The organism is Tunturiibacter gelidiferens, assembly GCF_051013345.1.
Classification (GTDB): domain Bacteria; phylum Acidobacteriota; class Terriglobia; order Terriglobales; family Acidobacteriaceae; genus Edaphobacter; species Edaphobacter gelidiferens_A.
In genome coordinates this window covers 135,160-161,002 of record NZ_CP132939.1, presented here as the reverse complement: position 1 = coordinate 161,002, position 25,843 = coordinate 135,160, and the positions used below count along the sequence as shown (strand labels likewise).

Annotated in this window: 25 protein-coding genes and 4 pseudogenes; 23 read left to right on the top strand and 6 right to left on the bottom strand. The window is 56.3% G+C overall.

The features are described from left to right. Nucleotides 1–362 precede the first annotated feature (362 nt). Both RBB80_RS00785 and RBB80_RS00780 read right to left on the bottom strand, forming a co-directional pair. Nucleotides 363–989 (bottom strand): outer membrane protein, encoded by a 627-nt coding sequence (locus RBB80_RS00785; RefSeq protein WP_433966476.1) that lies wholly within the window; start codon nucleotides 987–989, stop codon nucleotides 363–365. Between the two features lie 285 nt (nucleotides 990–1,274). Continuing rightward, nucleotides 1,275–1,561 (bottom strand): annotated as a pseudogene (locus RBB80_RS00780) (IS30 family transposase); the annotation flags it as partial. Nucleotides 1,562–1,845: 284 nt separating this feature from the next. Between RBB80_RS00780 and RBB80_RS00775 the strand changes: the two are divergent. From RBB80_RS00775 to RBB80_RS00760, 4 genes are all read left to right on the top strand, one after another. Beyond that, a complete protein-coding gene (locus RBB80_RS00775; protein ID WP_433966475.1) occupies nucleotides 1,846–2,217 on the top strand; it encodes a DUF3857 domain-containing protein in 372 nt (123 codons plus the stop codon). Further along, the gene (locus RBB80_RS00770; protein WP_433966474.1) at nucleotides 2,202–3,230 is read left to right on the top strand and encodes a transglutaminase-like domain-containing protein; all 1,029 of its coding nucleotides are present in this window, start codon (nucleotides 2,202–2,204) and stop codon (nucleotides 3,228–3,230) included. Before RBB80_RS00775 ends, RBB80_RS00770 begins: the two co-directional genes overlap by 16 nt. After that, nucleotides 3,200–4,978 (top strand): tetratricopeptide repeat protein, encoded by a 1,779-nt coding sequence (locus RBB80_RS00765; RefSeq protein ID WP_433966473.1) that lies wholly within the window; start codon nucleotides 3,200–3,202, stop codon nucleotides 4,976–4,978. The genes RBB80_RS00770 and RBB80_RS00765 overlap by 31 nt, the downstream gene beginning before the upstream one ends. Nucleotides 4,979–5,547: 569 nt before the next feature. Further along, nucleotides 5,548–6,078, top strand: a complete 531-nt coding sequence (locus tag RBB80_RS00760) for a helix-turn-helix domain-containing protein (RefSeq protein ID WP_433966472.1) — start codon at nucleotides 5,548–5,550, stop codon at nucleotides 6,076–6,078. A 130-nt stretch (nucleotides 6,079–6,208) separates the two neighbouring features. Here the strand turns inward: RBB80_RS00760 and RBB80_RS00755 are convergent, their stop codons facing one another. After that, a complete protein-coding gene (locus tag RBB80_RS00755; RefSeq protein ID WP_433966471.1) occupies nucleotides 6,209–6,892 on the bottom strand; it encodes a hypothetical protein in 684 nt (227 codons plus the stop codon). Between the two features lie 293 nt (nucleotides 6,893–7,185). Here RBB80_RS00755 and RBB80_RS00750 point away from each other — a divergent pair, with 293 nt between their 5' ends. From RBB80_RS00750 to RBB80_RS00690, 13 genes and pseudogenes are all read left to right on the top strand, one after another. Continuing rightward, nucleotides 7,186–8,958 (top strand): cytochrome-c peroxidase, encoded by a 1,773-nt coding sequence (locus RBB80_RS00750; RefSeq protein WP_433966470.1) that lies wholly within the window; start codon nucleotides 7,186–7,188, stop codon nucleotides 8,956–8,958. Between the two features lie 66 nt (nucleotides 8,959–9,024). Beyond that, entirely contained in the window at nucleotides 9,025–9,426 is a 402-nt protein-coding gene (locus RBB80_RS00745) for a fibronectin type III domain-containing protein (RefSeq protein WP_433966469.1), read from the top strand. Nucleotides 9,427–9,807: 381 nt separating this feature from the next. Continuing rightward, nucleotides 9,808–10,044: a superinfection immunity protein gene (locus tag RBB80_RS00740; RefSeq protein WP_433966468.1), complete on the top strand. Its 237-nt coding sequence runs from the start codon at nucleotides 9,808–9,810 to the stop codon at nucleotides 10,042–10,044. A gap of 225 nt (nucleotides 10,045–10,269) precedes the next feature. After that, the gene (locus RBB80_RS00735; protein WP_433966467.1) at nucleotides 10,270–10,821 is read left to right on the top strand and encodes an RNA polymerase sigma factor; all 552 of its coding nucleotides are present in this window, start codon (nucleotides 10,270–10,272) and stop codon (nucleotides 10,819–10,821) included. Continuing rightward, a complete protein-coding gene (locus RBB80_RS00730) occupies nucleotides 10,818–11,540 on the top strand; it encodes a hypothetical protein (RefSeq protein ID WP_433966466.1) in 723 nt (240 codons plus the stop codon). The genes RBB80_RS00735 and RBB80_RS00730 overlap by 4 nt, the downstream gene beginning before the upstream one ends. 98 nt (nucleotides 11,541–11,638) lie before the next feature. Next, nucleotides 11,639–12,484, top strand: a complete 846-nt coding sequence (locus RBB80_RS00725; RefSeq protein ID WP_433966465.1) for a HEAT repeat domain-containing protein — start codon at nucleotides 11,639–11,641, stop codon at nucleotides 12,482–12,484. Between the two features lie 59 nt (nucleotides 12,485–12,543). After that, a complete protein-coding gene (locus RBB80_RS00720) occupies nucleotides 12,544–13,221 on the top strand; it encodes a hypothetical protein (RefSeq protein ID WP_433966464.1) in 678 nt (225 codons plus the stop codon). 264 nt (nucleotides 13,222–13,485) lie between these two features. Then, nucleotides 13,486–13,734 carry a type II toxin-antitoxin system RelE/ParE family toxin gene (locus RBB80_RS00715; RefSeq protein ID WP_433966463.1) on the top strand — a complete coding sequence of 83 codons (249 nt, stop codon included), beginning with the start codon at nucleotides 13,486–13,488 and terminating at the stop codon, nucleotides 13,732–13,734. Nucleotides 13,735–13,750: 16 nt separating this feature from the next. Next, on the top strand, nucleotides 13,751–14,047 hold the full coding sequence (locus tag RBB80_RS00710; RefSeq protein ID WP_433966462.1) for a HigA family addiction module antitoxin: 297 nt from the start codon (nucleotides 13,751–13,753) through the stop codon (nucleotides 14,045–14,047). 89 nt (nucleotides 14,048–14,136) lie between these two features. Continuing rightward, a complete protein-coding gene (locus tag RBB80_RS00705) occupies nucleotides 14,137–14,919 on the top strand; it encodes an SOS response-associated peptidase (protein WP_433966461.1) in 783 nt (260 codons plus the stop codon). A 230-nt stretch (nucleotides 14,920–15,149) separates the two neighbouring features. Further along, the gene (locus tag RBB80_RS00700) at nucleotides 15,150–15,353 is read left to right on the top strand and encodes a hypothetical protein (RefSeq protein ID WP_433966460.1); all 204 of its coding nucleotides are present in this window, start codon (nucleotides 15,150–15,152) and stop codon (nucleotides 15,351–15,353) included. Nucleotides 15,354–15,413: 60 nt separating this feature from the next. Next, a complete protein-coding gene (locus RBB80_RS00695; protein ID WP_433966459.1) occupies nucleotides 15,414–15,668 on the top strand; it encodes a hypothetical protein in 255 nt (84 codons plus the stop codon). A 176-nt stretch (nucleotides 15,669–15,844) separates the two neighbouring features. Next, nucleotides 15,845–16,158, top strand: a pseudogene (locus RBB80_RS00690) (DDE-type integrase/transposase/recombinase). Nucleotides 16,159–16,210: 52 nt separating this feature from the next. On the opposite strand, the gene RBB80_RS00685 reads toward RBB80_RS00690, so the two are convergent. Then, nucleotides 16,211–17,248 (bottom strand): PDDEXK nuclease domain-containing protein, encoded by a 1,038-nt coding sequence (locus tag RBB80_RS00685; RefSeq protein ID WP_433970034.1) that lies wholly within the window; start codon nucleotides 17,246–17,248, stop codon nucleotides 16,211–16,213. A 734-nt stretch (nucleotides 17,249–17,982) separates the two neighbouring features. Between RBB80_RS00685 and RBB80_RS00680 the strand changes: the two genes are divergently transcribed. The 4 genes and pseudogenes from RBB80_RS00680 (at nucleotide 17,983) to RBB80_RS00665 (ending at nucleotide 22,320) form a co-directional block, all read left to right on the top strand. Then, the gene (locus RBB80_RS00680; protein ID WP_433966458.1) at nucleotides 17,983–19,698 is read left to right on the top strand and encodes a dihydroxyacetone kinase family protein; all 1,716 of its coding nucleotides are present in this window, start codon (nucleotides 17,983–17,985) and stop codon (nucleotides 19,696–19,698) included. 88 nt (nucleotides 19,699–19,786) lie between these two features. Continuing rightward, nucleotides 19,787–20,307, top strand: a pseudogene (locus RBB80_RS00675) (IS6 family transposase); the annotation flags it as partial. A gap of 652 nt (nucleotides 20,308–20,959) precedes the next feature. Further along, complete coding sequence (locus RBB80_RS00670; RefSeq protein ID WP_433966457.1) at nucleotides 20,960–21,703, top strand: hypothetical protein; 744 nt, start codon at nucleotides 20,960–20,962, stop codon at nucleotides 21,701–21,703. Between the two features lie 194 nt (nucleotides 21,704–21,897). Beyond that, a complete protein-coding gene (locus tag RBB80_RS00665) occupies nucleotides 21,898–22,320 on the top strand; it encodes a hypothetical protein (RefSeq protein WP_433966456.1) in 423 nt (140 codons plus the stop codon). A 92-nt stretch (nucleotides 22,321–22,412) separates the two neighbouring features. Here RBB80_RS00665 and RBB80_RS00660 read toward each other — a convergent pair whose 3' ends face one another. After that, the gene (locus RBB80_RS00660) at nucleotides 22,413–22,916 is read right to left on the bottom strand and encodes a hypothetical protein (RefSeq protein ID WP_433966455.1); all 504 of its coding nucleotides are present in this window, start codon (nucleotides 22,914–22,916) and stop codon (nucleotides 22,413–22,415) included. A 632-nt stretch (nucleotides 22,917–23,548) separates the two neighbouring features. Here RBB80_RS00660 and RBB80_RS00655 point away from each other — a divergent pair. Both RBB80_RS00655 and RBB80_RS00650 read left to right on the top strand, forming a co-directional pair. After that, nucleotides 23,549–23,965, top strand: a pseudogene (locus RBB80_RS00655) (integrase core domain-containing protein); the annotation flags it as partial. A gap of 23 nt (nucleotides 23,966–23,988) precedes the next feature. Beyond that, nucleotides 23,989–25,100 (top strand): IS3 family transposase gene (locus RBB80_RS00650; protein ID WP_433964155.1). Its coding sequence is split into 2 segments (ribosomal slippage): nucleotides 23,989–24,241 and nucleotides 24,241–25,100, totalling 1,113 coding nucleotides; the frame shifts between segments, so codons are not numbered across the junction. Nucleotides 25,101–25,163: 63 nt separating this feature from the next. Here the strand turns inward: RBB80_RS00650 and RBB80_RS00645 are convergent. Next, nucleotides 25,164–25,511: a hypothetical protein gene (locus RBB80_RS00645; protein ID WP_433966454.1), complete on the bottom strand. Its 348-nt coding sequence runs from the start codon at nucleotides 25,509–25,511 to the stop codon at nucleotides 25,164–25,166. Nucleotides 25,512–25,843 lie beyond the last annotated feature (332 nt).

Here is a 25,843-nt window from a genome sequence, read left to right as displayed (position 1 = left end):
TAGACGTATCCTGCCTCCGTGCTGCCGTCTGCAAAGATCACATCAGCAGCCGTAGGCGCCAGGAGCATAGCCTTGTAGTTCGTGAGCTTCAGCAGGTCTGAGAGTAGCCTCGTCCTGATCCTCTTCAACCTCCTCGTCCGTGCAAAAGTCCTACAGGGGATGGTCGCTGAGATCTTGGTCGGAAAGAAGGTTTAACTGTCGACGTGCGTTCGATAGCGACTTCGCGATCGCGTCTGATCGCCGCTCACTTCCGTCCCCGAACGAAAAAGACCACGCGAATCGCGCAGCCTACGAGTAAACGAAGAAATAGAGACGATTTCAGAGCTACATCCGACAAGCGCTACCTAGAAAAACCAGCGCAACTACTTCCCGCCAAACTGAAAATTGATGCCCGCCGAATACTTGAAGTTGTTCTGGCTTCCCGTATAGGTTGTTCCGTTGACCCCAAACCGAGTCAGCAAGTAGTCGACCTCAACCGGACGAAGCTCTACGTACGGGATGATCGCGTAATCCAGGCCGCCGCCGAACTCCATCGCGAAGGCATTGTTCGTGCTGCTCTTGTTCGTGATGCCCTCGTCCTCGAGGATCTGCGCAACCTCGTTACTATGCGCGGCGCCAAAGAGCGCTTCGCCGAATGGCTGGAACTTGCCGCTATGCGTCTTAAACTGCGGTCCGAACATATAAGTAACCAAGTTTGCGCTAAGCTGACCCGCAGGAAAGCCATTGTGTTCAAGTGTGTTCCGCACGCCGGTGCCCTGAGTGTAGAACTGGAAGTCAGCTTTGATCCCGACGAGCGATGCGAAGTTGTAGACGACACCCACGCCGCCGCCGAAAACATTGAAGCTGGTGATGACAGGGAGGTCCGGGTGAACATTGATGAAAGAAAAATCCACGGGAACCTCGAACTTTGGATAGCTCGTTTGAGCCCCTGAGACCGTCGTCAGTAATAGAACGCATACGCTTGTCGCTAGATATTTAAATTTATTCATCACTACCGATTCTCCTTGTAGAAGGTGTACGGTACCGTCGTCACGATCACCGCTCAGCCGAGCTGAAGCTAGGGCCATAATAGGCAAAGACCGTTTTGATCGGAACTAGAAAAAAGATGGCGCCCTAAATGTTTCAGCGCGTCTGATAGGGCTTACTCCAGAACGCAGATGGATGAGAAAAGAAACGCTCTGAACGCGCTGATAAATGGGACATTGGGCCGCCTAACGCCTAAAAGCGGCGAGCTTCCCGCAAAGTCATGCCGGCTCAGACGGTCGACGCAACACTTGCGGATCGCAGAAGTACACTTTGACCTTGGTGCCACTGTAAACTCCTTGTGCCTGGCCATCTCCAAGCCGCGATCCCAGGTCAGCGAACGCCGCAGGGTCGCCGGGAGTTTACCAACATGCCGGCTCAAGGCTTGAACGACCGCTTCGGTGTCTTTGCCCGGCACCTTGACCAGCATGGCAAAGCGTGAATGACGCTCGACTAAAGTCGCGATGTAACTGTTCTTTGCGCCGCTCAGCAGATCACCTTCCCAATGCCCCGGAACCGCTCGGTCTTCCACTTCCGCGATTAGTACCGATAGGTCGGCTTGCGTTGAGTAATCGTCACATGACGAGGAACGGGCTAGGTCATTCTAACTGTAGTTGCTGGTCGGGGGGCAATGGGGTATGTACCCGGTTCCCGAAATCTGCTATACACGCAGTTACATCCATGAAACTCCGTCTGATTGTGTTGTCCGCTGCCGTAATTGCGACTCTGCCGCTGCCGTCCCATGCTCAAACTCCGGCGTCCTCCGTGGATCCGTACCGCGACTAGCCGTTTGTATTTGAGCGGTACGACACCACTACAACAATGAAGGCCGACGGCACCGGAGACATAGTGCAGCATGTGATCGTGCGCATTCAGTCCGACGGAGTGGCGCGGCAGTTCAGCGTGTTGAATCTGTCATACGCTTCAGCAAATTCGACCGCGACGATGGAATTCGTACGCGTGCATAAGCCGGACGGAGGCATGGTAAACACGCCAATCGACGACGCCATGGAGATGCCCGCAGAAGTAACCCGCGAAGCGCCGATGTACTCGGACGTGAAAGAGAAACACCTCCCCGTGCGTAGTCTTGCGTCGGGCGACCGGCTCGAATATCAGTTCCACACAGTCCTTACCAAGGCGCAAGCGCCGGGACAATCCTGGGGGCGGAGCATTTCCTGGTGCAGGGTGGCGTAGTTCTGGAACAGAGTCTAACGCTTGCCGTGCCGGAAAATACCTACGTGCAGGTTTGGAGCCCGAACCACAAGACGACGCCGGTGACGCGCGACGGAATGCATGTGTGGACGTGGACCTCGTCGCAGACCAAGGCCAGCGCACGCGACGAGACCGGCAAGATGACCGTGGCCGAGGTGAAGGATCCGGACGAGGACGCCGACGGACGCAAGCTGCCCAGCGTGGCATGGACCACCTTCCATAGCTGGGCCGAGGTTGGCGACTGGTACCGCGGTCTGGCAGAGCAGCGCCTCCAACCTACCGCCAGCGTGCGAGCCAAAGCCGATGAGCTGACCAAAAATGCGAAGACACCTCAGGAACAGGCAGAGGCGCTCTATCGCTTCGTTGCGACGCAGGTCCGCTACATCTCGCTCTCGTTCGGTGTTGGCCGCTTCCAGCCGCATACACCCGACGAGGTGCTGGACCACGGCTACGGCGATTGCAAGGACAAGGACACTCTGTTGGAGAGCCTGCTGCGCGCGAAAGGGATGACCACGGCACCCGTGCTGATCGGGGCGGGGATTGCGCCGGTAACGGATGTGCCATCACCCGCGGTCTTCAACCACGCCATCACGACAGTCGAATTGCCTGACGCAGCCGGCAAGCCGGAGCGAGTCTGGCTCGATTCCACCGCTGAGGTCGCTCCCTTCCGCGTGCTCATGCCCGTCATCCGCGACCAGCAGGCGCTCGTCATCCCGGATAAGGCTCCGGCCGCACTTGAGAAGACTCCGGCGAACCCGCCCTATGCCTATCACGAAGACTTTGTCGCCGAGGGCACGCTGAACAGTGACGGCCTGCTGAAGAGCCACATGGTATTGACCGCGAGATCTGACAATGAGCTGGAGCTGCGCTCCATGATGCAGCGGCTATCACCCGCGCAATGGGACGACGCGATGCAGTACCTCTCGGGGGCAATGGGGTTTGGCGGTAAGGTGACGGCACGGACATGCGCCAGACCGACGCAGCTGCGCCGGTGAAGATCAGCTACGATTACAGCCGCGAGAAGTACGCTGGGTGGGAGAACAATCAATCGTTGCCTCTCTTCCCCACCGTTGAACTCACTCTTGTGAGCGAAGAGAAGGCGCCCGAACACGATATCGACCTTGGCGCACCGCGTACCGTCGAGGCTCACAGCACCATGGCCCTTCCCGTGGGCTATCGTGCAGAGCTGCCCGACGCGGTTCATGTCTCCCGAGAGTTCGCTACCTACGACAAGACATATCGCCTCGTCGACGGGAAGGTCATCGCGGATCGCAAGCTCGTCGTCAAGGTGCATAAGCTGCCGCGTGACCGATGGAAGGATTACCTTGCCTTTCAGAAAGCAACTCTGGTGAACGATGGGGAGCCTTACCTGCGGCTCATCCCGCCCGATCACCTCACGATCAACAAGGAGGGCGCGAAGAGCACATCCACTACGCCGGCCAAGGATTCGACGCCTGCGGCCGAGCCCCCGAACCCCTCTGACACGCGACAGCAGCTGGTAGAGATCACCGCTATGCTGCAGCGAAGAGATCTGGGTGGGGCCCGCAGCCGCCTCGAAGCTCTACGCAAGAGTTCGCCGGATGCGCCTTACGCCCTGGGTATGCTTGGGCTCGTCAAGGCGAATGACGGGGATCTTGACTCCGGCGCCCGCGATGTCGAAGCGGAGATGAAGGCACATCCCGATGACGACCCCTGGATGATTCTCGGACTGGCCCAGGAATACAGCAACAAGCAGCGTTACAGCGATGCTGAGGGATTGCTGAACACATACGGCGGTGGCAGCGAACGGGTTCAGCAGATGCGAGTCTATGTGTTTGACAAACAGGGCGACTACACCCATGCGCTCGGAGTTCTGCGCGATCTTCAGGCGCGCCAACCTGAAGACCGCGCGGTGGCCTCGCAGGTGGCAACCACGCTATACGAACTGCATCGCAACGAAGAAGCCGCCATGGCCGCGAAGAAAGCGATGGACGGTAGCGATGATCCGGATGTCATCAACAATAACGTCTACGTGCTGTCGGAGACGAAGATCGATCTGCCGTTCGCGGAGACGCAGTCGCGCCGTTCGGTCGATCTGCTGGAAAGGGCGACCGCCTCGCACGTTTTGGAAGAGGCGAATACGAAGGCCTTTGCCGAGTCGGCGAACCTCACAGCCTCGTGGGACACGCTGGGCTACATTCTGCTGCTGGAGAGCAAGCCGAAGGAGGCCGAGCCGTACCTGCGCGCAGCATGGTTCTCACAGCAAAACGTAATCGTCGGCAATCACTTGGCGCAGGCCTTCGAGAGTCTGGACCGCAATGCAGATGCGCTATGGATGTACCGGCTTGCGAAGCAGGCGGAGCATGCGGCCGATGCGAAGCAGGACTTTGCCGAAGTGGCTGCGGCCATTGCGCGCCATGAGAAGGCTGGGGTCAAGGCGGCCAGCGGCGAGCACTTTGCAACGTCGATGCAGGACTTTCGCAGCTACCACGTGAAGAATGGCGCGGGTGCGGAGGGTGGCGGCACGGTACGTCTCCAGTTGAAGGCCGATGGTATCGCGGCAGCTATGCTCGTCTCCGGTGATGCAAAACTGAAGCCCCTGCTGGACGAGGCAAAGTCGCTGCAGCTGCCCGGCGCGGAGCCAGCCGGATCGTCTGCGCGTGTGCTGCGCGATGCGGTTGTGTACTGCGGTAAGAAGAGCTCGACCTGCGATTTGGTATTTATGCTCAGCTCTGGTATCGCAGTGGAAGGCGCGTCAGAGTAGATTCGCCACGTGGTTTCATGTCGTCCCAGTTTATTCCTGGAACTTGGCTCTGACGCCGGGTGGCTCCAGGTGGCGAGTCGGCGGCGATTGCGGCAGGCATGTCTCCGCTTAACCTGGGTACTGACCTTGCTATCTCCGTGCGGGGTCTGCAGCGCACACCGGCATTGTCTCGCTCAAGGCCACCACGGACGCGTCCCCATGACCGGTATCTGGCCGCGTGAGCCGCGCCGTTTCTGGCATGTAGGCCCGATGGCGCGCAGTATCCACGATCTATCGTTGGCTTTTTCCCCGGACGGACAGGACGGCAACGCCATCTCGTTCGATAACGGAATTGGGAGTTCCAACAAGCGTCCGCTTCGTGTGGGCTGGCTGGTGGGCCCGGCTGTGGTCCGATCGACGGCGAGGTCGCGGCGACGGTGGAAGCTGCTGCTGAAGCGCTCAAGGAACTCGGGCACACAGTCGAGTCCGTGCGCATTCCTGCACTTGAGGTATTCCCGCAAAACGGTGCCAGCTCAACCGGTCGATGCAACACTATCTAGTAGAAGTTCTTCTATAGAGGGATGGTGTTTATGAGCGAAGGGAAGCAGTCGAGACTATCTGCTGTGCAGAGAGCTGATGTCTGGAGGCGATGGAAGGCGGGGGAGTCGTTGCATGAGATTGGGCGTGCCTGTGGCAAGCCGCATAACTGCATTCGCTGTGTGTTGTTGTCGCGCGGAGGGATTGCTCCAGCCGCTCGCCAGCGCTCTGGCATAGCGCTCACCTTGGCTGAGCGAGAGGACATTTCGCGAGGAATCGCGTCCAGCTCATCGATCCGCACGATCGCCAGCGGCCTCGGTCGGGCGGCGTCGACAGTGAGCCGGGAGGTCACGCGCCATGGCGGCCGATCGGCCTATCGCGCCCACGATGCGGATAGGCAAGCCTGGAAATCCGCTTTGCGACCGAAGAGGTGTCTTCTTGCCGGGAACCGCAAGTTGCGGACCCCTATCTCGCAAGCGCAGCTCGACCAGGTCGCGCTGCGCTTGAATCAACGTCCGCGAAAAACTTTGGGTTTCCAAACTCCGGCAGCTAGACTGCAAGCAAGTGTTGCGTCGACCGTCTGAGCCGGCACGGGTAATCGGAAGTTCGTGGTCAAGAGTTCACAATCACGTTTTCCGGAACCAGCGGATCGATATGAGAGGGGCAGTTCTTTCTATCGGAGAGTGCGTGCGGCTGTATTCAACTCTCTGAGCGTCAGAGGTAATGACGACGTTCCTGCCGTCGAATCTCTTTGTAGCGCACGAAGGCTTGCCGTTCGTCTTCCAATCCCAGCATTGTGCGAAGTGTAGAGCCGCGGTAGGTGTGGGCAGCCATCTTGGCGACATTCCGCGCAACGAACCAGGGATCATGGCGAAATGCCGCGGGCATGTGGCGGGTCTTCATACCACGCTCGGCCTTCCAGCGCAGATACTCAATTTCATCTGCTGAGAGGTGCTCATTCCGCACGACTGAGGTTGTGCCGTCATACTCTTCCAATTGTTCGTTTTCTATCAGACCACGGCGGCGAAAATCATCGGTGATTGGGGTTCGGGGATAGGGAGTCGGATGCTGAATGTATGGCCAATCCACGTACTGGCGGGCGAACGCGAGGTTGGCCTCAATCGACTCGACTGTATCGTTTGGACTGCCAACGATTAGGCCTCCGATCACATACATCCTATTGCGATGCAGATATTCGATTGCCTGAAGGGTCGCGTTGCCCAGGTTCTTGCCATCAGCGCGTGCGGTGTTCTTTGCGGACGCATGCAGGAATTTGAGGTCACTCTCCAAAACGTTTTCTATTCCCAGGAAAACATAGCGGAACCCTGCGCGGGGCATAAGCGGAGCCAGACTCTCTCCATGGTTCGCTATCGCTGAGGTCATTCCTTGCCGAAGCATAACCAACGTGCAGCGACGTGCCAGCCCCGTTTTGGGATGATGCCTGCAAAGCCCCGATTTCGGCAGGGTCTTTCGGTTCAATGATAGCTCTGACGGTGCCTGAAGTTGCTCAGGTTCCCGCTTAGCGGGAACTATGTCGCCAAGTTCGGATCGTCGGCGGGGGAATTGTTTCCGAGTTGCCGACAAACCGGGAGTAAAGTGACGAGAAGCGCGTTTAGCATTACGGATACCGTATCCGGACGTCATAACAACCCGAACGACGACTCACGAAGAGGTTATCTATGGATCGGCGAATGCTGGCGATAGTAGCGGTCGTTGTAGTTTGTATACTGGCGCTGCTGATGACCCTGGCCAAACCAAAGGTGTCGCCGCGGAGTGGACCCGCTCTCTCAGACTCGGTTTACAACCCGTACCCGCCTGGCATCCTCCCGCCCGATTTGAATTCCGAGATCGATCGTGTTCAACGGGAGGTAGACGTCATCGAAGACCGAGCGCTTGCACGCTGGCACGGGTTACAGCCCCCGATTCTGACTGGTCAGCCGCCCGTGCTTAGGGATATCGGAACTGAAGCAGTAGAGACGCTCGGCGAGTTCATGCTTTTCGACAAGAACATATCAACCAAAAGAAATCAGGCGTGCGCGTCGTGCCACATGCCGTACGTAGGCTTCGGCGGGCCGATCCCCTCGGCCAACCTGACAATAAGCGCGTATCCCGGATCGGTTCACACTCGGGCGGGCAAGCGGACACCGCAGCGACACCCGTATTCACCCTTCTTCCCTGTGCTCCAATACAACCAGGCACAGGGCCAATTCTTTGGGGGAAATTTCTTCGACTCACGCGCGACCGGGTATTTGCTAAGGATTCCCGACGCCGAGCAGGCACAGGGCCCTCCCGTCGATACTCAGGAAATGGGCCTCCCCGACACTGCCTGCATCGCATTCCGGCTTTCGCAGGCTGTGTACCGACCTCTCTTTGAGGAGGTATGGGGCAAGGGCTCGTTCGAAATCAACTTTCCGAGTGAGACGGAGCAGATCTGTGCGACCCCTGGTGGGGCTGCGGTGTTTGGCGGGCGCACCACGCCGATTCCTCTAGGTGCGGCCGACCGAACCCGCGCCAATACGGTCTACGACCGTTGGGCGCAGTCGATTGACGCATACGAGCAGTCCGCGCAGGTCAGCGCCTTCTCATCGAAATTCGACGCGCTCCTGGCCGGCAAGTACAAGCTCACCCCAGAGGAGATGGCGGGGTTCAAGCTCTTCGACGGCAAGGGCAACTGCAATTCATGCCACCTCGACGGAAGAGGAACCGCTCTCAAGTCCAATCAGACCGACACTAGCTCGGCCGCCATGGTGAACCCTCAGTTCACGTGCTTTGGCTCGGCCAATGAGGGCCTGCCTCTCAATCCGCGAGATTCTTTCTATTACGAGACCACGCCGGATGCTTACGAATTCACTGCCAACCCTTACGGTTTCGGCTATAGAGATTTGGGACTTGGGACTTTCCTAAGAAGCGGGTTCGGTTCCGGTCCCAACCCAAACATGAATTGGAAGCAATACGCACTTACCGCCGACGGCCAAATGCAGGTATCTTCGGCGCGCGATGTGGCCATGACACCGCCGCAATGTCCTACCACGGAAGCTCCCGGGCCGTACTTCCAGAAGGCGTTCTTTCACAACGGCTACATTAAGAGCCTGAAGCAGCTCGTACATTTCTACAATACGCGCGACAAGTATGCGTATCCGGTCACTTCCGGACATTGCCCGAAGGGAACAACCGAAAAAGTCGATTGCTGGCCTATGCCTGAGGTACGGAACAATATCGATATGACCAGCGGGAATCTTGGCCTCACAGATAAGGAGGAGGATGACATTGTTGCGTTTCTGCAAACATTATCGGACGGTTTCACGAGGCCTTACCGCAACAGCGATACTTATACGGGTGCTTGTGTGAGGGGCGGTTCGGCTGCGACCCAAGGTAACGAGTTGCTGATCCCCACTCCGCCGCTACCACCCTGCGCGTCGGCGATCTGCGGCGTCACGCCCGTCCCCAAACCGCCTATTCCGTAGCGTCAAGGTTAAACGGCGTGGATGTGCCTTCGCTCATCTGGCCATCGAGCTTTTTGAGGTGTGAACATGAACAGAGTGCTTGGAATATTGGCGATCTCGGTTTTGAGCAGCAGCCTGTCCGCCCAGGAAAGTCCAACGACTCCAAAAGCTGCGCAGGTACGGATCATCCATGGGCCCGAGATCGAATTGGCGAAGGCGCATTTGACGATTATCAACTGGACGACGAACAATCCCGGTGGCTCCGCCGTGCGTTACGGAATCGTGCACTATGGGACAGATCCACATAGCCTGATCGAGACCGCAAAGTCTCCAATCAGGTTGAACCCGGATCACTCATCGACGGTCTTCCGCGTACGCCTCGATAAACTCGAGCCGCAGACGACCTACTACTACACCGTTGACTCGATGGAGGCCACCGGCAAGAGCGATGGGGTCAAGAGCTCGGTCAACCACTTCAGTACCCCTTAGCTAGCGCAGTCCACTTGGCCGAGAAGTCGCCTTAGCGAACAAGTGGCCCTCGCCAATCAACTGTTGAACTGAAGCTGATATCTTTCCACAGATAATTTTGAAATGCGAAACTGCTTCCGTTCTGGCGTTTAAGCGATCCGCCTAACCATGCGGCACTACGCCCACCTGTGTCCGACCTTCAAGCAGGAATCTGTTCGGCGCAATGCTCCTTCGTTCGGCTTTGCCTTCAGCAAGCCCGCACTGGTGTTAGTCGGCAAAGCTAGCTAGTCATAGGTGTAACCCTAAAGTCTTACAGCCATATCCCCCTTTGATTGATAGGGTTTTCATCAAGCGGGGGTAAGAGATGCAACACGCCGAGTTTCCTACAGTGCTTCTGGTCCTTTGTCTCATCGCGATCGCATTCTCATTTACTGGTATCCAACACTGTTAGCGAAACGGCGTCATCACAATAATTTTGGCTCCATCAAGCTTGTAAATCTCTTCTTCGGTTGGACATTCATCGGTTGGGTTGTTGCGTTGATTTGGGCTGCTAGCGACACGTCGAGGCCGCCTTCATCAGGGTTGGTTCAGCGAGCCCTGAATAATCAAATGGTGTTTGATGCTAGAGTGCCGGCATGAATACGATAAAGCTTCTTTTCCGAGACGTTGAGACAGAGATAGATCTGTCTCCTGAAGCCACCGTTCCATCCGTCGCGGCAGATCGACAGACATCAATCGCCTCGTCGACCAAAACCGACATGAATTGCTTACCTCGCCAAATAATTTCACCAGGAACCTAACCGGACGGAAACGCCGTTGTCTAATCGGCGAATGGATAGGGCAGAGACAGAAGCGATCCGAGAGGTGCTCGGGGGAAATCGAGACGCTTATCGCGTTCTGATGGATCGTCACTTCTCGTTGGTAGCCCGTGTGGCGTTTCGCATCACTGGCAATGAAGAAGATGCGGAAGAAGCAGCGCAGGAGGCGTTCCTGCGGGCTTACAACAGGCTGTCCAGCTTTCGGCAGGACTCTGTCTTTTCGACCTGGATAGTAAGAATCGCTATGAATACGGCTATCAATCTCGTAGAACGACGCAACCGCGATCTCTCCTATCGAGCGCCGCGCATTGCGGATGAGCCCTCAGCGGCCGAGCGTACGGTGCGTGTAGCCGACGAGCAGGCAGGGCCGGAAGGTGAGTTGCTTGGTAGGGAAGCCGCTTCTCTGCGTGAAGCAGCGATGGCGGCGTTGACACCGATGGAGCGAGCCGCGTTCACGATGAGGCATATGGAAGAGGTTCCGATGTTAGAGATTGCAAGGGCGCTGAATATCACGGTGAACTCAGCGAAACAGGCCGTTTTTCGGGCCGTTTCGAAGCTGCGGCGATCGCTTGCGCCTGTTGCAGGAGGTTTGCGATGAAACATTTCCCAGAAGAGGACTTAGTTGCATATCAGTTGCATGAGAGCTCGAATGAGGCTGCAATTCGCCGGCATCTGGAAGAGTGTGTGGAGTGCGCGGCCGTGTCGGAGTCGATCGCGGAGACGCTGCGTGTATTTTCCGCAGAGCCAGCCCCGAAGCTTGATCTGGAGAGAAACTGGCAGCGGTTGCGTGGAAATCTGAGCGTACTAAGCGAGGATCGACCGAAGCGGTTTGGTCTGCGGTGGAAGCTCATATGGCCGGCGGTTGGCTTGGCGATGGCAGCGCTCCTCGTGCTGGTCTTCATTGCGTTGCATGGGAACCACACGATGAAGACACGGCCAAATTTCGCGATCAACGGACATGGACCCCTGACGACCGAGCCCCGCGATCCGGCGATTGCGGACCATCTTGACTCCGCAGAGCGCTTGCTCACTGAGGTCAACAATACTCAGGGGCCACTGGATGACACTACGCGCGAACAGACACATAACTTGTTGTTGAAAAACACGGTTTATGTTCACAGTGCGAGGCAGAGCGGAGATGTGGCGCAAGCAGCGGTGTTAGAAAACCTCGGCCGTGTGCTGACCACACTGGACAATGAACCGGAAACCTCACACAGCACGTGGAGGCTGCGGCTGGAGATGAATACAAGTGGATTGCTGTTAGACATTAGGATTCTGCGGCAGAACGACGATCGAAATCAAGGAGCGTCACAATGATGTCTTTTTCTAGAATTACACTCTCCTCGGTACTACTGTTTTCCTCGGTGGGAGTGTCTTCCATCCATGCGCTCACGCCAGAACCGAGTGCTGCACCGGTGCAGGACGATGCCGCCTACACGGCGGGCTCGAAAGCAATGGATGAGCATCGCTGGCTGGATGCGGTTGTCTCTTTTGACAAAGTGATTAACGCGAAAGGGAAGCGCGTCGACGCGGCAGTTTACTGGAAGGCCTATTCGCTGAACAAGCTGGGCAAACCTCAGTTAGCTGCGGCAACGTGCGACCAGCTACATGCGCAGGATCCCAATAGTCAGTGGAATCGAGACTGCTCCGCGTTGACTGTGAATGTACATATCGATACCCAGGCCTTAGCTGAGAGTATGAAAAATGTGAATGCTCAGGTGCGGGCAATCGCCGATCCCGCAGTGGAAGATGCGGAAATATGGGATAACAGCAATCCTCCACACGGTTCAGATGAAGATCTGAAAATGTTGGCCTTGAACTCGCTGCTGAATCAGGATCCGGCGCGGGCTATTCCTCTCTTGAGAGGGGTTCTCACTGGGAACGGGTCGCCCGCCATGAAGAAGCATGCGCTGTTTGTATTGGCACAAAGCAAATCGCCCGATGCTGACGTCATTCTGCGCGATGCGGCGATGGGAAAGATGGGCCCCGACCTCCAACGTGAAGCCATTCGGTCGATCGCCGTTTTCGAAGGCAAGCGCTCGAACGATACGCTCGTGGAGGTCTATAAGACGACCAGCGACCCGAAGATTAAGAGGTCAGTCATCTCTGGACTGTTTATTACTCAGGATGCACCGAGGATGGTTGAGCTGGCCCGCAATGAGAAGGACCTCGAGTTGAAGCGGAGCATCGTTTCCCAGCTCGCTCTGATGAATGACAAGGCCGCAACGGACTACATGATAGAGCTATTGAGTAAGCCGTAGCTTCGTTCCCAGCAAATCAACGCCCTAAAACCAATTCAGATGTTCAGGAGAATATATCAATGCGAACCCTCGTGCGCATTTATGCCGCTGGTATGATGCTGTTTGCAGTTACCACTCTTTTGGCGCAACCGCCAGAGATACTTCACGCCCAATGGAAGATACAGACTGTTGACCATGGTCTCAGCGCCGTGCTGGACGGATTGAAGGCGCAGAAAGGCGCGACCTGGGTTGGCTACTCCATTGCAGTCAAAGAAAGAATCTCTTCGGGAACGCGATCCAACCACGTTGAGTATCTTGAAGAGGACAACAGCCACACCTTGACAGATTCGTCGGAAGAAAACATCAAATCCTACGATCACGCGCTGATTTTAGTGAAGGTAGCGGATGGCGCAGGGACGAAGCTTCACGTGGTGAATCCAGATCGAGCATTGGATGCCGACGGACTTCCGCTGGTTTGGCTGAACGGCGTTGATGCGGAAGATAGTGTTCGTGTTTTGGCTGATCTGGCACGCCGGAATGACGCTGAACATCTGCGCGACAGTGCGATCTTTGCCATCTCTATTCATCAAAATCCTGCTGCAACAGCGGCTCTCATCAGCCTCACTGGGGAAGAAAACGATCTGAAGATTCGGAGAAGGTGGCGTTCTGGCTCGCAAGCCAGCGCGATTATGAAGGCTTTCTGGCTATTCAACACCTGGCCCGCACAGACGGAGATGAGAGGTTTCGCGAGAAGCTAACCTTCGACCTATCGTTGACCAAAGATCCAGCAGGTCTGACGGAGCTGATTCGAATGGCGCATGAGGATACTTCCCCTCGAGTCAGGAAGCAGGCTCAATTCTGGATGGCGAACAAGGGAGGCAGGCCATCTTTTGGCTGGGCCAGTCCAGTGATCCAAAAGCCTTGGATTGACCGAGCTAATTTATAGCATAACGCTTGACGTTACTAACGCGTCGCGATATTATCCAATCATGATAGTAAGCTTTGGTGACGCGGACACAAAGATGCTCTGGGAGAAGGGGAAATCCCGCAGAATCCCAGCTGATCTTCGCCGCTCCGCTCTCCGTAAGCTTGCCATCCTAAATGCTGCTATCGAACTGTCGAACCTGAAGATTCCTCCCGCCAACCATCTCGAGGCCCTCACAAAGGATCGTAAGGGGCAGCACAGCGTCCGTGTCAATGATCAGTACCGGATCTGCTTCAGATGGTCGGAAGGGAATGCTCACGACGTAGAGGTTGTTGACTACCACTGAAAGAGAAGGTGAACAAATGAATACCGTGTCAACAAACATATCTTCGATTCATCCGGGCGAGATTCTTCTCGAGGAGTTCATGAAGCCGCTCAGCCTTACCGCTTACCGCGTGGCAAAGGATATTGCAGTTCCGGCACCACGGGTGAACGACATCGTCCTTGGCAAGCGTTCCATTTCAGCTGATACGGCGCTCCGCCTAGGGAAGTACTTCGGTCTTCCGGCTCAGTTCTGGCTCAATCTGCAGAACGATTACGATCTGCGCAACGCGGACAAAACCGCCGTGTCCAAAATCAAGCCGCTGAAAGCAGCCTAAATAAAAAGAGCTCCGAGTGCCTTTGCAGGAGGCCGGAGCATCTTTATGGGCGGCGGCAGCGCAACGATCGGCGAGACCAACGAATAACTATGTGCGGGCGTTACTATCGGCGATCTGACAAGCAACGCATTGCTGAGGCCTTCAAGGTCGGCAGACTTCCGCCCGGCTTCGAGCTGCCTACGGATTACAACATCGCACCAAGCACCTTTCAACCGGTCATCCGGTCAAACGCTGAAACCGGTGAGCGCGAACTCGCACTGATGCGCTGGGGGCTGGTCCCGGCAAAGATTGCAGATCCTGACTCCTTCAAGATCTTCTCCACCACGAATGCCCGCACTGAGTCGATCCTCGACAAGTCCATCTGGAAGAGCCCGTTTCAACAGGCCCGCTGTCTCGTGCCGGTCGACGGTTTCTATGAGTGGTTGCAGCGCCCCAGTCTGCCACAGCCGCCGCCGATCGAGCCGGAAGAGCATGGATTGTTCGGTGACATCCAGTCGAAGCCAAAGCAGCCGGCTAAACCAAAGGCAGGGTCCAGACCTCTTTATAAGTTCGAGATGCCCGATGGAGCGCCGTATGCTCTCGCCGGGTTGTTCTCTGAGTGGCGGCCGAGGAAGGGAAGCACGCACCCTCCTCTGGATACCTTCTCCATCGTCACCACCGAAGCCAACGAACTGACGGATCCTATCCACGATCGCATGCTAGTCATCTTGCATCCGCGCGACTACGACCGCTGGCTCAACGACTACGACGAAGCCCGGCCGCCGCTCGATCTGCTGCGCCCTTACGAATCGGAGGGCATGCGCATGACACCAGCGAATCGTCTTGTCGGTAACGTCAGAAACAATGGGCCTGACATGCTGAATGGCGCCTAAAAGATAAGGACGTCGGCATCAGGCCAGTTTGCCCTCGCCTGGTCGGAGACCCATCACATCAATCTGGCCCGCTGTAAGTTCGACGGCCTCACAGTAGGTCTCAACTGTCGGGTGATTCCTCGCTTTTTCGCGCCGCTTCTAATAAGCGAAGCGTCTAAAATGGCGCTATCTTAGCCAGATTGACTACGGCCGCGAAAACTTCATCGTTCAGATGAACTAAAATCGAGCACATGCCAGACAAGCTAGTCGTTGATGACCGCAAGGAGCCACTTCCCAAGTTTGACGATTGGAAAAAACAAGTGCGGATCCTGCCAAATGATGGCCTGATCAAGATGCGTGCTCACGTGACCGAGAACCTCAGGGAAAACGCCGAATGGAGTTCGTATTTGGACTTCGTTGAGCAGCTAATGGCCGACCGCGGCATTATCATATGAACGAAACGTGACAGTCACAGCCTGAATAATGACGGTGCGTTCGGAGGTACGCTGTCGATCATGGAAACCAAAATCAACGTATACAGCGGCGGCGATATTGCGTTCACAATAGGCGTCGACACGAACAGCAATCAACCGATCCCAGCTGCGGGCGATACGGTCGTGCACGGAGATCGTGAATATCGTGTCAGTGATCGAAAGTTCTACTACGGCAAAAGCTTGACGATAAATCTCATCTGCGAAGTCGTGCCGGCCAAGACCACGAGGAAGTATGAAGGTATTCACCAAATCGTCGACGGCCACAAAGGACGCTAAGCCTGCAGCATCCGCTGCACCTGTACCGCACTCCATTCGCCGCCGCGGGCTGTCCGGATGCCGTGCCCGCGTTACAGGGTCCCACAAAAATCCCCCACAACCCCTTGCCGACTGGGAAAAGGAGGCATTGTCAACTTGCGCACGAAACCTGAAACACTGGTGCCGGTGAAGTCTTCATTCGCATCAACGGCCAACAGCGGTATTTGTGGCGGGCCGTGGATCAGGACGGCGACGTGATCGACATTCTGGTCCAGCCGCATCGTGATCAGCGGGCGCAGAGCGATTCTTTCGAAAACTCTTGCGTGGCCAAGGTTCGGAACCACTGCAGATCATTACCGACAAATTGAGAAGCTACTCCGCTGCCATGCGAAGCATCTTCAGCAACGTGACTCACAGGGTGGAGCGGTACGCCAACAATCGCGTCGAAGCCTCGCATCAGCCGACGCGCCAACGGGAACGGCAAATGCGCCGATTCAATCTGACACGCTGACGCCTGAAGGCGCGGCAAATCGTCGATAGGTTTTTAGAAGAGGTGCTTGCAATTACTTGTTCGCCTTCGCCTTGTGTTTAGGTGTGGTCTTTTTCCGACCTTGCCTTTCCGTGCGACTCTCAAGCAAAGCTCGGGACAGTGCTATGGCCTCATGCAGTTTGCGTTCAAGAATTTGTTTTGGGGGCAGTTCCGTGAGATATTGACCGACTCGGATGCCAGCTTGATCCAATCGAAGCAAGGCGATGCTTTCATGTCCTCCTTCCGCGCACAGGATCAAGCCGAGCGGCGACTCCTCACTGGACTCCTGTTCGTTTTCCTCCAGCCAGCGTAGGTAGAGCTCCATCTGTCCCTTGTAGGCAGCTTTGAACTTGCCGAGTTTCAGTTCGACCGCGACCAGCCGGCGCAGGCGACGATGATAGAAGAGCAAATCAAGGGTATGGTCTTCGCCGTCGATCACCATTCGCTTCTGACGGGTGACGAAACTGAATCCGCCTCCCATCTCCAGCAGAAAGGCTTCAATATCGCGAAGGATAGCGGTCTCTAAGTCCCGTTCGCTGTAGTTATCGGAGAGATTAAGGAAATCCAGAATGTAGGGGTCGCGAAATACCATATCCGGCATCCATTGGCCATCTGAGCGCAGGGCGCTAAGCTCCTTGCGTGCCAACTTCTCTGGCTTACGGGACAGAGCCGTTCGTTCGAAGAGCATGGAGTCCATTTTTTGCCGCAACTTGCTGACGCTCCAGCCTTCCACTCGGCAAAGCTCGGCGTAGAAGTCCCGTTGAAGCGGGTTCTTAATGGGTAGCAGCGCTATGAAATGAGTCCAGCTCAATTGTCGTATCAGCGATACGACAATTTCCTCCTCGGGGAAGACTTCGGCAAACTGCATCATCCGTCGCAAGTTCTTCTCGCCGAAACTTGGACCATATTCCTGAACCAATTGTCGCGCCACCGATACGACAATCTGTTGACCATAAGCGGCCCGTTCTTTGCCGAGAACTTCATCAACGATCCGTTTGCCAATGCGCCAGTAAAGCAAGGTAAGGCCGGCGTTGACGGTTGTGGCGACGTTTCGACGTGCCTCTCCGATGATTTCGCGAATATCTTCGATCAGGATCGGCGAGACTGCACTGAATCTGCCGGTTCTTGTGAGTGACTTCGTTTGCTTGCGCGCCGTAATTCATTCTCTAACGGCTTCGGGTAGGTTCCATTTATTTTTGAGCGCCGACCAGGAACTCATGGAGTTGATGTCGCCCTACCTACACCCAAATTCCGGAATTCGAACCATCAATGTAACCGAGTCCCCCGGAGGTGTCCCTTATTATCCATCAAATTCCGTTGCTCGAAATACTTGCGATAAACGTCCGCTTTTCGAAGAAGGTTAGAAGCCAGATAGTTTGAATATCTGAATTCTCGACGGCACCGTATGCGTACTTGAATATGTCCTCTTCCCGGTGGTGGACTTTGAAGCCTGCCATGATGTCTTCAGGAAGAGCATACCTGAGGACATCAGCCCAGACCCGCGGCTCGGGAACGGCAGATTCGAGGCCATGATAGCTAGACAATCCTCGCACAATTTTGAATAACAGCGGAGACATCAGTTGGCACAAGGGCAGAGTGTTCGTCAGCCAAGTCTTACGCTTTGAGGATCTCGGCTTTGAACTTGTTGCAGAAGACTTCTACAAGGTCTTCTTTCGTGATGTAGAGATTGGAGAGTTTGACCCCGAAGCCCTCCGGTTTAGACCTGTGCAGGCCTTGCCTTGCTTTCCGGCGAAATGACCACTTGGGAAATAGGCCTACGACTCGACGCTGTACATTGGCTTTGTCATGAAAAAGTTCATTAACCGTACCGAAGATGTCGTGGAAGAAATGATGCAAGGCCTGGCCGTGCTTCGCCCAAACTCGACGCGTTTGTTGGGACACAAAGTGATGGTCTATGCAGATGCGGAGCAGGCCCATGACCAACAGGTCGCGGTAATCTCTGGCGGTGGCAGCGGGCACGAGCCTGCGCACGCGGGCTACATTGGCGTTGGTATGCTGAGTGCAGCTGTGGTCGGAGAAGTCTTCACCTCGCCAAGCAGTGACTCCGTCTTCGCCGCTATCAAGGCGGTCTCGGGAGAGCCCGGTGCACTCCTGGTAGTCAAGAACTATACCGGCGACCGGCTGAACTTCGGTCTGGCGGCGGAGATGGCGCGTGCTGAAGGTATTTCGGTCGAAATGATCGTCGTGGATGATGACGTTGCCCTAAAGGGAACAGAGCAGGCTACCGGTGCGCGTGGTCTCGCCGGCACTATTTTCATTCACAAACTGGTGGGGGCTGCCGCGGCTGAAGGCAAGAGCCTGGCCGATGTAGCGGCAATGGGAAGAGCGGCGGTTGAGTCCCTAGCGACCATGGGCGTTTCGTTTTCTGCCGGAACTTCACCCGCAGTCGGAAAACCGAGCTTTGAGCTCGACGAGCATGAGATGGAGCTCGGCCTCGGTATTCACGGGGAACCCGGCGTGAAGCGGATGCGACTGCAGAATGCGGACGAGCTGACCGAGACGTTGCTGGCCGACGTTCTGAAGTACGGAAGTTTCGGTGACGAAAAGCGCGTGGCAGTGATGGTGAACAATCTTGGCGCAACCACGGAGATGGAGCTGGCGATTGTGGCTCGCCATGCGATGCGCTTTCTCGAAAGCAAAGGAATTACGGTGGAGCGAATATATGCCGGAACATTTCTCTCATCACTGGATATGGCGGGGATCTCAATCACCGTTCTCGGTGTCAACGACGAGTGGCTGCGCTGGCTCGATGCCGTTACGACGGCTCCCGCATGGCCCAACGCGCTGAAACAACGCCCGGGCAAACCGGAAGCGCAGATCGCAGCGGAGGTCAACACGAAGGTGAGTTCGCCGACCGGCAGGGGAGCGCAATCGGAGGCAGGCAGAAAAACAAGGCACGCCATCGAGGCCGCGTGCAAGGCTCTGCTAGGCGCAGAGGGTGAGCTTACTGAGATGGACCGCGTTACAGGTGACGGCGACCTGGGCACCAGCATGGAGCGCGCGGCCAAGGCTGTGCAAGGTGCGGTAGGTTCGTATCCCTTGGACGATGTTCCCGCTACATTTAGAGCGATCGGTCATACCCTACGGCGCGAGTTGGGTGGATCATCAGGGCCGTTCTACGGTGTGCTTTTTCTGCGTTGCGGCAACGTTCTGGAAAAATCCGGCGCAATGGGATTGGCGCAGTGGGCCGAAGCGCTCGATCAAGGCTGCCGCGCCATCAGTGAATTGGGTGGCGCAAAGCCAGGCGATCGGACCATCCTGGATGCGCTCGATCCATTCGTGAAGGCTTTGAGGAAAGGGGTCGGCGGGAAGGCGTCGCGCGAGGCGATCCTGGCCGCGGTTGAAGCGGCGGAAGGCGGCGTCGAAGCGACGGCCAGAATGAAGCCCCGTCTGGGGCGGTCGAGTTATCTTGGACATCGTGTGCTCGGCTGTCCCGATCCAGGAGCGAAGGCGGTCGCCCTCTGGTTGCGTGCAGCCTCCGAGGCGCTCTTTGCACGCTAAGCCCTCAAATCTAATCTTGGCAGGAATTCTGGCTCTGTTGCATTAACGGGTGTCGTAGTCTGGAGTCGTTGGCCGAGGAGCCTTGTTCATGTTCAAGCGCCGTCGTTTCCCTGTGGATATCATCCTGGTGTGCGTTCGCTGGTACTGCAAGTATGGGATAAGCTCCCGGGATCTGGCGGAGATGATGCAGGAACGCGGCGTAGACGTGGATCCGTCTACGATCATGCGCTGGGTTCATCGCTACGCGCCTGAGCTTGAGAAGCGGGTCCGCTGGTACCAGCGGGTACCGTGCGACCTCGTGGCGAGTGGACGAGACGTATATGAAGGTCGGTGGCCACTGGAAGTTCCTGTTCCGGGCCGTCGACAAGCATGGCCGGTTTGACCACGGACCAACTCGGCTCTTATCCAAAAGCCATTAGCCGGCTACAACGAGAAGGCAAGCTATCAAGCGATACCAAGCATCGCACGTGCAAGTATCTGAACAACATCATTGAAGCCGACTACGGGGCTCTGAAGCGAGTCATTCGCCCCACGCGAGGCTTTCAGACCATGAAGACGGCCGCCGCTACGATGAAGGGGTTCGAGGTGATGCGGATGATCCGCCGAGGACATTGCCTCACGTGTAAGCCGCATGTCAAAGACGAGGTGCGATTCGTAAACAAGCTGTTCGACATCTTCGATATCGCTGCCTGAGGTAAACCGCGCAACGGAAGAACTGCGACCAACAAAGTTAATGCAACAGAGCCGAATTAACTGTCGACCTGGCATTGGTCTACGAAGAGCGGAAGAGGAAATAGCGGCTCGGCAGCAACTCGTTCGCCACCAGAGACAATGAGCGTCTCGCCCGTAATCCAGCGTCCGTCATCCGACGTCAGGAAGACAACAGGAGGTCCGATGTCGTTCGGCTGTTCGATGCTGCCAGAGGAGTTAGCTCCACGTTGTGTCTCTCCATCGGACTGTCGGCGAGGCCTGCTGAAATGAATCCTTCCGTCATGACCACTCCCGGGTTAACCGAATTCACGCGGATCCTGCGGGGCCGAGTTCTTTCGCAAGAGACTTCGTAATTGCTCGCGATAGTTGAGGAGACAGCGAACCTAGCGGATGCTGCTAAGAAAATTGTGTGTGGGCAATGGAGTGAGGAGGACAGTGGTGCACTTCACCCGGCTATGCCGCTGTTCATGAGTGAGTGGCAGAGGGTAGAATCTTCTTTGCGCGACTAGTTTCAGTCGCTATCAAGCGACGCTTCACACCTCCCAGACGGTTGCCCAACTGGACCTTGGCTATGCCTTCCGCTCGAAAACTCGACACTCACCACAAAGCGCTCACCCTGAATCTCGATACATCCACCTTCGGTTCTTTCGCCGAAATCGGCGCCGGACAGGAAGTCGCGCGTTGGTTCCTTCTCGTGGGAGGGGCTTCCGGCACGGTGGCTAAAACCATTTCCGCTTACGACAAGGAAGTCAGCGATGATCTCTACGGCTCCGGTTCGCGCTACGTATCCAAACAGCGACTCGAGGCGATGCTGGACAACGAATGGACCCAACTTCTCACGCAATTAAGCAAAACCCGTGGGCCGCAGACTCGGTTCTTCTGCTTTGTTGATACCGTCTCCGCCCGTAACTTCGCCGGAACCAACGACTCACATGGCTGGATCGGTCTCCGGTTCCAGTTGCAGCCCGGTGGTACCCCCAACGACGTCCTGCTGCACATCAATATGCGCGATCTTTCGAATGTCCTCCAGCAGCAAGCCATCGGTATTCTGTGCGTCAACCTCATCTATGCCGCGTTCTATGAAGTGCAAAGCAAGGAATCATTTTTGGAAGGCCTGGCACAAGACGTCGTCGCAGAGCGAATCGAGATCGACTACGTGGACCTTTGCGGGCCAGCATTCGAGAGTTGGGATCGCCGAGCCCTGCTAGTCCACTTGGTTCGTGCGGGATTCGCAGAAGCGGTATTTTTCCCCGCCAAGGGCTCCACTGTTCCCCTTACCGAGGTTCTTTACTAGAAAGCCATTGTGCTTGCACCGGGATACTTCGGCCACACTGATCCCGTTCACTCGCACGTTCATTTGCGATTATTGGCTTCGGCAATTCAAGAGCTTCAGGGAGACCTTGGCGAAACAAAATCGGCGCCCGCCGGTTTTTTTGCCTCACCGTTGCTCCGTACACGCCGAACCAACCAGCCCCGGAAACTCCCGACTTGCTTCGTCGCATCGACGCGCTTCTCGCCGCTGGCGGAGACGTGCTGCTTTTTCGTAAACCCGAGCTCTACCACATGACCGCTCTCGTAAACCGCCATACACAGGCGCCTGTACGCTTCGTCGGAGGTCTTTCCCTGGTGATTCGAGCGTTTGAAGACGTTTACGGCAATCTCGAAGGCAAACTTCTGGAGGCCCTCGCACGTCTCTTCACCCAGAATGTTCGCATCTACGTTTATCCGATGACCGTCGCGGATCTGCGGGAATGGCTGAAGAGTGCTTCCGCTAACGATTGGGAGTGGAGTGAGACGGATGGATGGGTTTCGGCAAGCCAGCTGCGTCGCGCGCCACCTCTCGGACATCTATTCGCCTATCTTCTCGCCAGCGACTTTCTTGTCCCTATGCGACTCCCCGTGGAGGCATGAGAGCCTAAGGTCGGTCGCTACACGTGGGCGCGCTCTCCCGTAACCACGGGTTTTTGATCGGGTTCTTCTTGTAAAAGGGTGTCTGAAAAGTGTTATGGCTGGGTGAGACGGTTCAGCATGAGGCGAATCGCGGCGATATCGGGCAACGCACTTAGTGAAAGCACGAACCCGAGGTCCTCTTTCGGTTCGTGGGCGAGCTTCTTCCTTTGTCTGCAAAGGCAACTGCCAGCACCATGCTCAACCGGACGATGAATGTGGGTAGGCGGCTTCAGAACCTTTGACGTAGCAGCAGCGAGCACTTCCGCCGACCGTTCCGGTCGCTGGTGTCGATTCCTTACGTACCCACCATCGAAGCCGACTACTAGTTCTTTGCAGGGCTCCGAAACTTTGAAGTCCTTGCTGGCAAGGCGCTGGATCGCGATGGGCATGCCGCACGCTTTGCTTTCGTGCGCAACGGAGGTTCCGAGGCGGTGAGCGCGGTCGGTCTTGCGTTGCGGAAGTGCGGAGTCGATGAAGCCACTTCGGTCACAGTTCTGACCGATGGCGATGCCGGTTTGCGGGCCATTCACCATCAGGTTGCGCCACATGCTGAACATGTATTGGATTGGCTCCACATCGCGATGAGACTTACATGCTGAATGCAATCAATTCTGCCACCCAGTGCAGCGTTATGCGGCCACCAAGTGCAAAGTTATGCTGCCATCCAGTTCAACGGAATGCTGCCACTTCGGCAATCACCAAGGGGTGTGCAAAGTCTCATCCGCGCCGGAGGCGTGCGGTGCCGCGGTTGCGGTTCGGTCAGGATGATGTCTGGTTCGAGCTAAGGGGAGTAAGGTGCGGTTAGCCGACCATCCGGAAGTTGCGCGTCGTCATTTCAACGTTACGGCGTTATCACGAGCGGCTCCGCATATGTTCGTCCAAAAAGGCGAATATGTCAGGCTCCCAAATGTTTACCCCCAGAAAAGAAAGCCATGCCCGTCGTCAGCCGTCTGCCCGATTGGAGGGTAGCCTTTCCTCGGGGAAGGCCCCGCTCGATGTTGCCTGTGGAGCGGGAGGCCCGGCGCTGCGAATCGCCGCTGCCATTGGCTGTTCTGTCGGTTTCGCTGCCCATGGGCGCGTAGCCAATCCGACACTTGCCGTCATTACCGCCTGTTCGTGATCGTCAATGCCGACGTTCACTTCCTGCCTTCCTCAGACTCTTCCTTCCAAGTGCTTCGTGTGGTGCTACGGCCCTGAGTTCGTCGCCAAAGACCTTCGCAAATGGCTGGCTGATACCGGTGCAAAGACGCTCTACATCGAACCCGGAAGTCCCTGGGAGAACGGTTACCGCGAGAGCTTCAACTCGAAGCTCAGAGATGAGTTCCTGAACGGAGAAATCTTCTACTCGCTGAAGGAGGTGCAGGTTCTGGCCGAACGCTGGCGGGTTCACTACAACACGATCAGGCCGCACTCGTCGCTGGGTTATCGCTCACCAGCGCCAGAAGCCTGGGCGATTGAAACCAATCTCACGGGGCGTAAAGAGCTGGGAATCGCTACGCGCTTCCCAGCTCTTCACGCCCCGTCCGGCAGCCATCCAGGTACATCAAAAGTGATGGGCCCCGGTAATTTTGAGCCAGGAGAAATGTTAGTCTTCGACCAAATCTAACCCTATGGCTGAGGAGGATTTGGATGAGGAAGAGACGGTTCACGGTAGAGCAGATGATTGGTGTGCTGAAGCAGGCGCAAGTAGGCGTTCCTGTCGCGGAGGTGATCCGCAAGGCGGGGATTAGCGAGCAGACGTACTACCGGTGGAAGGCGAAGTACGCTGGCCTAGAGGTGGACGAAGTTCGCAAGATGGCTCAGTTACAAGAAGAGAACCTGCGTTTGAAGCAGCTTGTTGCAGAGCTAACGCTGGACAAGACGATGCTGCAGGATGTGCTCTCAAAAAAATGGTGAAGCCTTCGCGGCGTGGGCCGATGGTGGAGCGGCTGGTTGGAAGCTACCTGGTAAGCGAACGGCATGCCTGTCGTGTTCTACGCGTCCCTCGAGCGACCTACCGCTACCGAAGCTGTCTCGATCCACGGACTGAACTGCGGATGAGGATCCGCGAGATCGCTCAGGCAAGAGTGCGTTATGGATACCGCAAGATCCGCGTGCTGTTGAACCGCGAAGGCTGGGATGTGGGCAAGTACTTGGTGTACCGGCTGTACAAGGAAGAAGGACTGACGCTGAAGAGGATGAAGCCTGCCGGGAAGCGGAAGGCATCTCGAACTCGTGAGGATCGGATCAAGCCTACGGCTCCGAACGAAGCCTGGAGTATGGACTTCGTGATGGATCAGCTGCAGGATGGAACGCGGTTCCGCGCCTTGACGATCGTGGATGTGCATACGAGAGAAGCTGTAGCGATTCAAGTAGGACAGAGCCTGAAAGGAGACGATGTTGTGCGGACACTGAACCAGTTGAAGCTAGACCGTGGCGTGCCGAAGGTGCTGTTCTGTGACAACGGCAGCGAGTTCACCAGTCAGGCGATGGATCTATGGGCTTATCGCAACAGCGCTAAGATCGACTTCTCCAGACCAGGCAAGCCAACAGACAACGCCTTCGTTGAAAGCTTCAACGGAACCCTGCGAAGTGAATGTCTGAATATCCACTGGTTCCTCGATTTGAAGGAGGCAAGACACCTGATCGAAGCATGGCGGCAGGAATATAATGAGAGTCGTCCTCACGCAGCTCTCGATGACAGGACGCCGAGCGAGTTCGCCAGCCAGATCGCGGCTAGCCGCGATCTGGCTGGAACCTAAACAGGTCGAAGACTAACTCTGACCTTGGTACAGGAAAATTAGGCCCTTCAAAGCTGCGCTACACTAACAATCCAACTGGTACACAAGATCGGTCAGGCCAATGACGCTGGCCGACCTTGATGGTGGATTGCGCTCCGCGAAAGGTGGCTTCCATCTCGCCGTCGAGGAGGGTGAAGGTCTCTTCGAAGTCGTGGCGATGTGGAGGGGGCCGCCGCCTGGAGGGATGTGCATGTCGATAAGGCAGAAGCGACCTGCAGTGTCTTTTCCTGAGAGGAGGATGGTGTAGGTGTCTCCTACTAAGCCGATGTGGGACCGATTGTTGTCGTCGGCACTGGCGAGGATGAGGCTGCGGGCTAAATCGTCGGGCGAAAGGGGATTATTCTGGGAGGCTTCGTCGGTCGTGATGGGCATGTTCGTCTCCTCTGAAGGTTATGATGCGGATTCGGATGGGGAGTTGGAGGGGATCGTACCACGGCCGCAGAAAACTCATGATTAGAACTCCCACCGAAATCCCGGGCCTTGGTTTTCGATGAAAAGGGGTTCCGACTAGGGTAGATTAGAGGCTAGAAATCAGCCATGCTTAAAGCATCCTCCTTACTAGAAGGGGCTTGCGCGCGTTTCATGATGATGGTTAATTTGTTGTCGCACCAATCCTTAATACATTCTCGGGTAGAACACGTCGTCCAGGGCCGGTCACCACTTAGCGTATCGATTCCCAGTCCAGATTACTTGCACTAAGATAA

Excerpts from the sequence above, each read along its gene's own strand:
- RBB80_RS00785 (WP_433966476.1), bottom strand. The coding sequence starts at position 989 with ATGAATAAATTTAAATATCTAGCGACAAGCGTATGCGTTCTATTACTG.
- RBB80_RS00710 (WP_433966462.1), top strand. The coding sequence starts at position 13,751 with ATGAATACCGTGTCAACAAACATATCTTCGATTCATCCGGGCGAGATT.
- RBB80_RS00755 (WP_433966471.1), bottom strand. The coding sequence starts at position 6,892 with ATGCTTCGGCAAGGAATGACCTCAGCGATAGCGAACCATGGAGAGAGT.
- RBB80_RS00720 (WP_433966464.1), top strand. The coding sequence starts at position 12,544 with ATGCGAACCCTCGTGCGCATTTATGCCGCTGGTATGATGCTGTTTGCA.
- RBB80_RS00705 (WP_433966461.1), top strand. The coding sequence starts at position 14,137 with ATGTGCGGGCGTTACTATCGGCGATCTGACAAGCAACGCATTGCTGAG.
- RBB80_RS00775 (WP_433966475.1), top strand. The coding sequence starts at position 1,846 with ATGAAGGCCGACGGCACCGGAGACATAGTGCAGCATGTGATCGTGCGC.
- RBB80_RS00660 (WP_433966455.1), bottom strand. The coding sequence starts at position 22,916 with ATGTTCAGCATGTGGCGCAACCTGATGGTGAATGGCCCGCAAACCGGC.
- RBB80_RS00715 (WP_433966463.1), top strand. The coding sequence starts at position 13,486 with ATGCTCTGGGAGAAGGGGAAATCCCGCAGAATCCCAGCTGATCTTCGC.
- RBB80_RS00730 (WP_433966466.1), top strand. The coding sequence starts at position 10,818 with ATGAAACATTTCCCAGAAGAGGACTTAGTTGCATATCAGTTGCATGAG.
- RBB80_RS00695 (WP_433966459.1), top strand. The coding sequence starts at position 15,414 with ATGGAAACCAAAATCAACGTATACAGCGGCGGCGATATTGCGTTCACA.
- RBB80_RS00645 (WP_433966454.1), bottom strand. The coding sequence starts at position 25,511 with ATGCCCATCACGACCGACGAAGCCTCCCAGAATAATCCCCTTTCGCCC.
- RBB80_RS00680 (WP_433966458.1), top strand. The coding sequence starts at position 17,983 with ATGAAAAAGTTCATTAACCGTACCGAAGATGTCGTGGAAGAAATGATG.
- RBB80_RS00765 (WP_433966473.1), top strand. The coding sequence starts at position 3,200 with ATGCGCCAGACCGACGCAGCTGCGCCGGTGAAGATCAGCTACGATTAC.
- RBB80_RS00750 (WP_433966470.1), top strand. The coding sequence starts at position 7,186 with ATGCTGGCGATAGTAGCGGTCGTTGTAGTTTGTATACTGGCGCTGCTG.
- RBB80_RS00760 (WP_433966472.1), top strand. The coding sequence starts at position 5,548 with ATGAGCGAAGGGAAGCAGTCGAGACTATCTGCTGTGCAGAGAGCTGAT.
- RBB80_RS00745 (WP_433966469.1), top strand. The coding sequence starts at position 9,025 with ATGAACAGAGTGCTTGGAATATTGGCGATCTCGGTTTTGAGCAGCAGC.
- RBB80_RS00700 (WP_433966460.1), top strand. The coding sequence starts at position 15,150 with ATGCCAGACAAGCTAGTCGTTGATGACCGCAAGGAGCCACTTCCCAAG.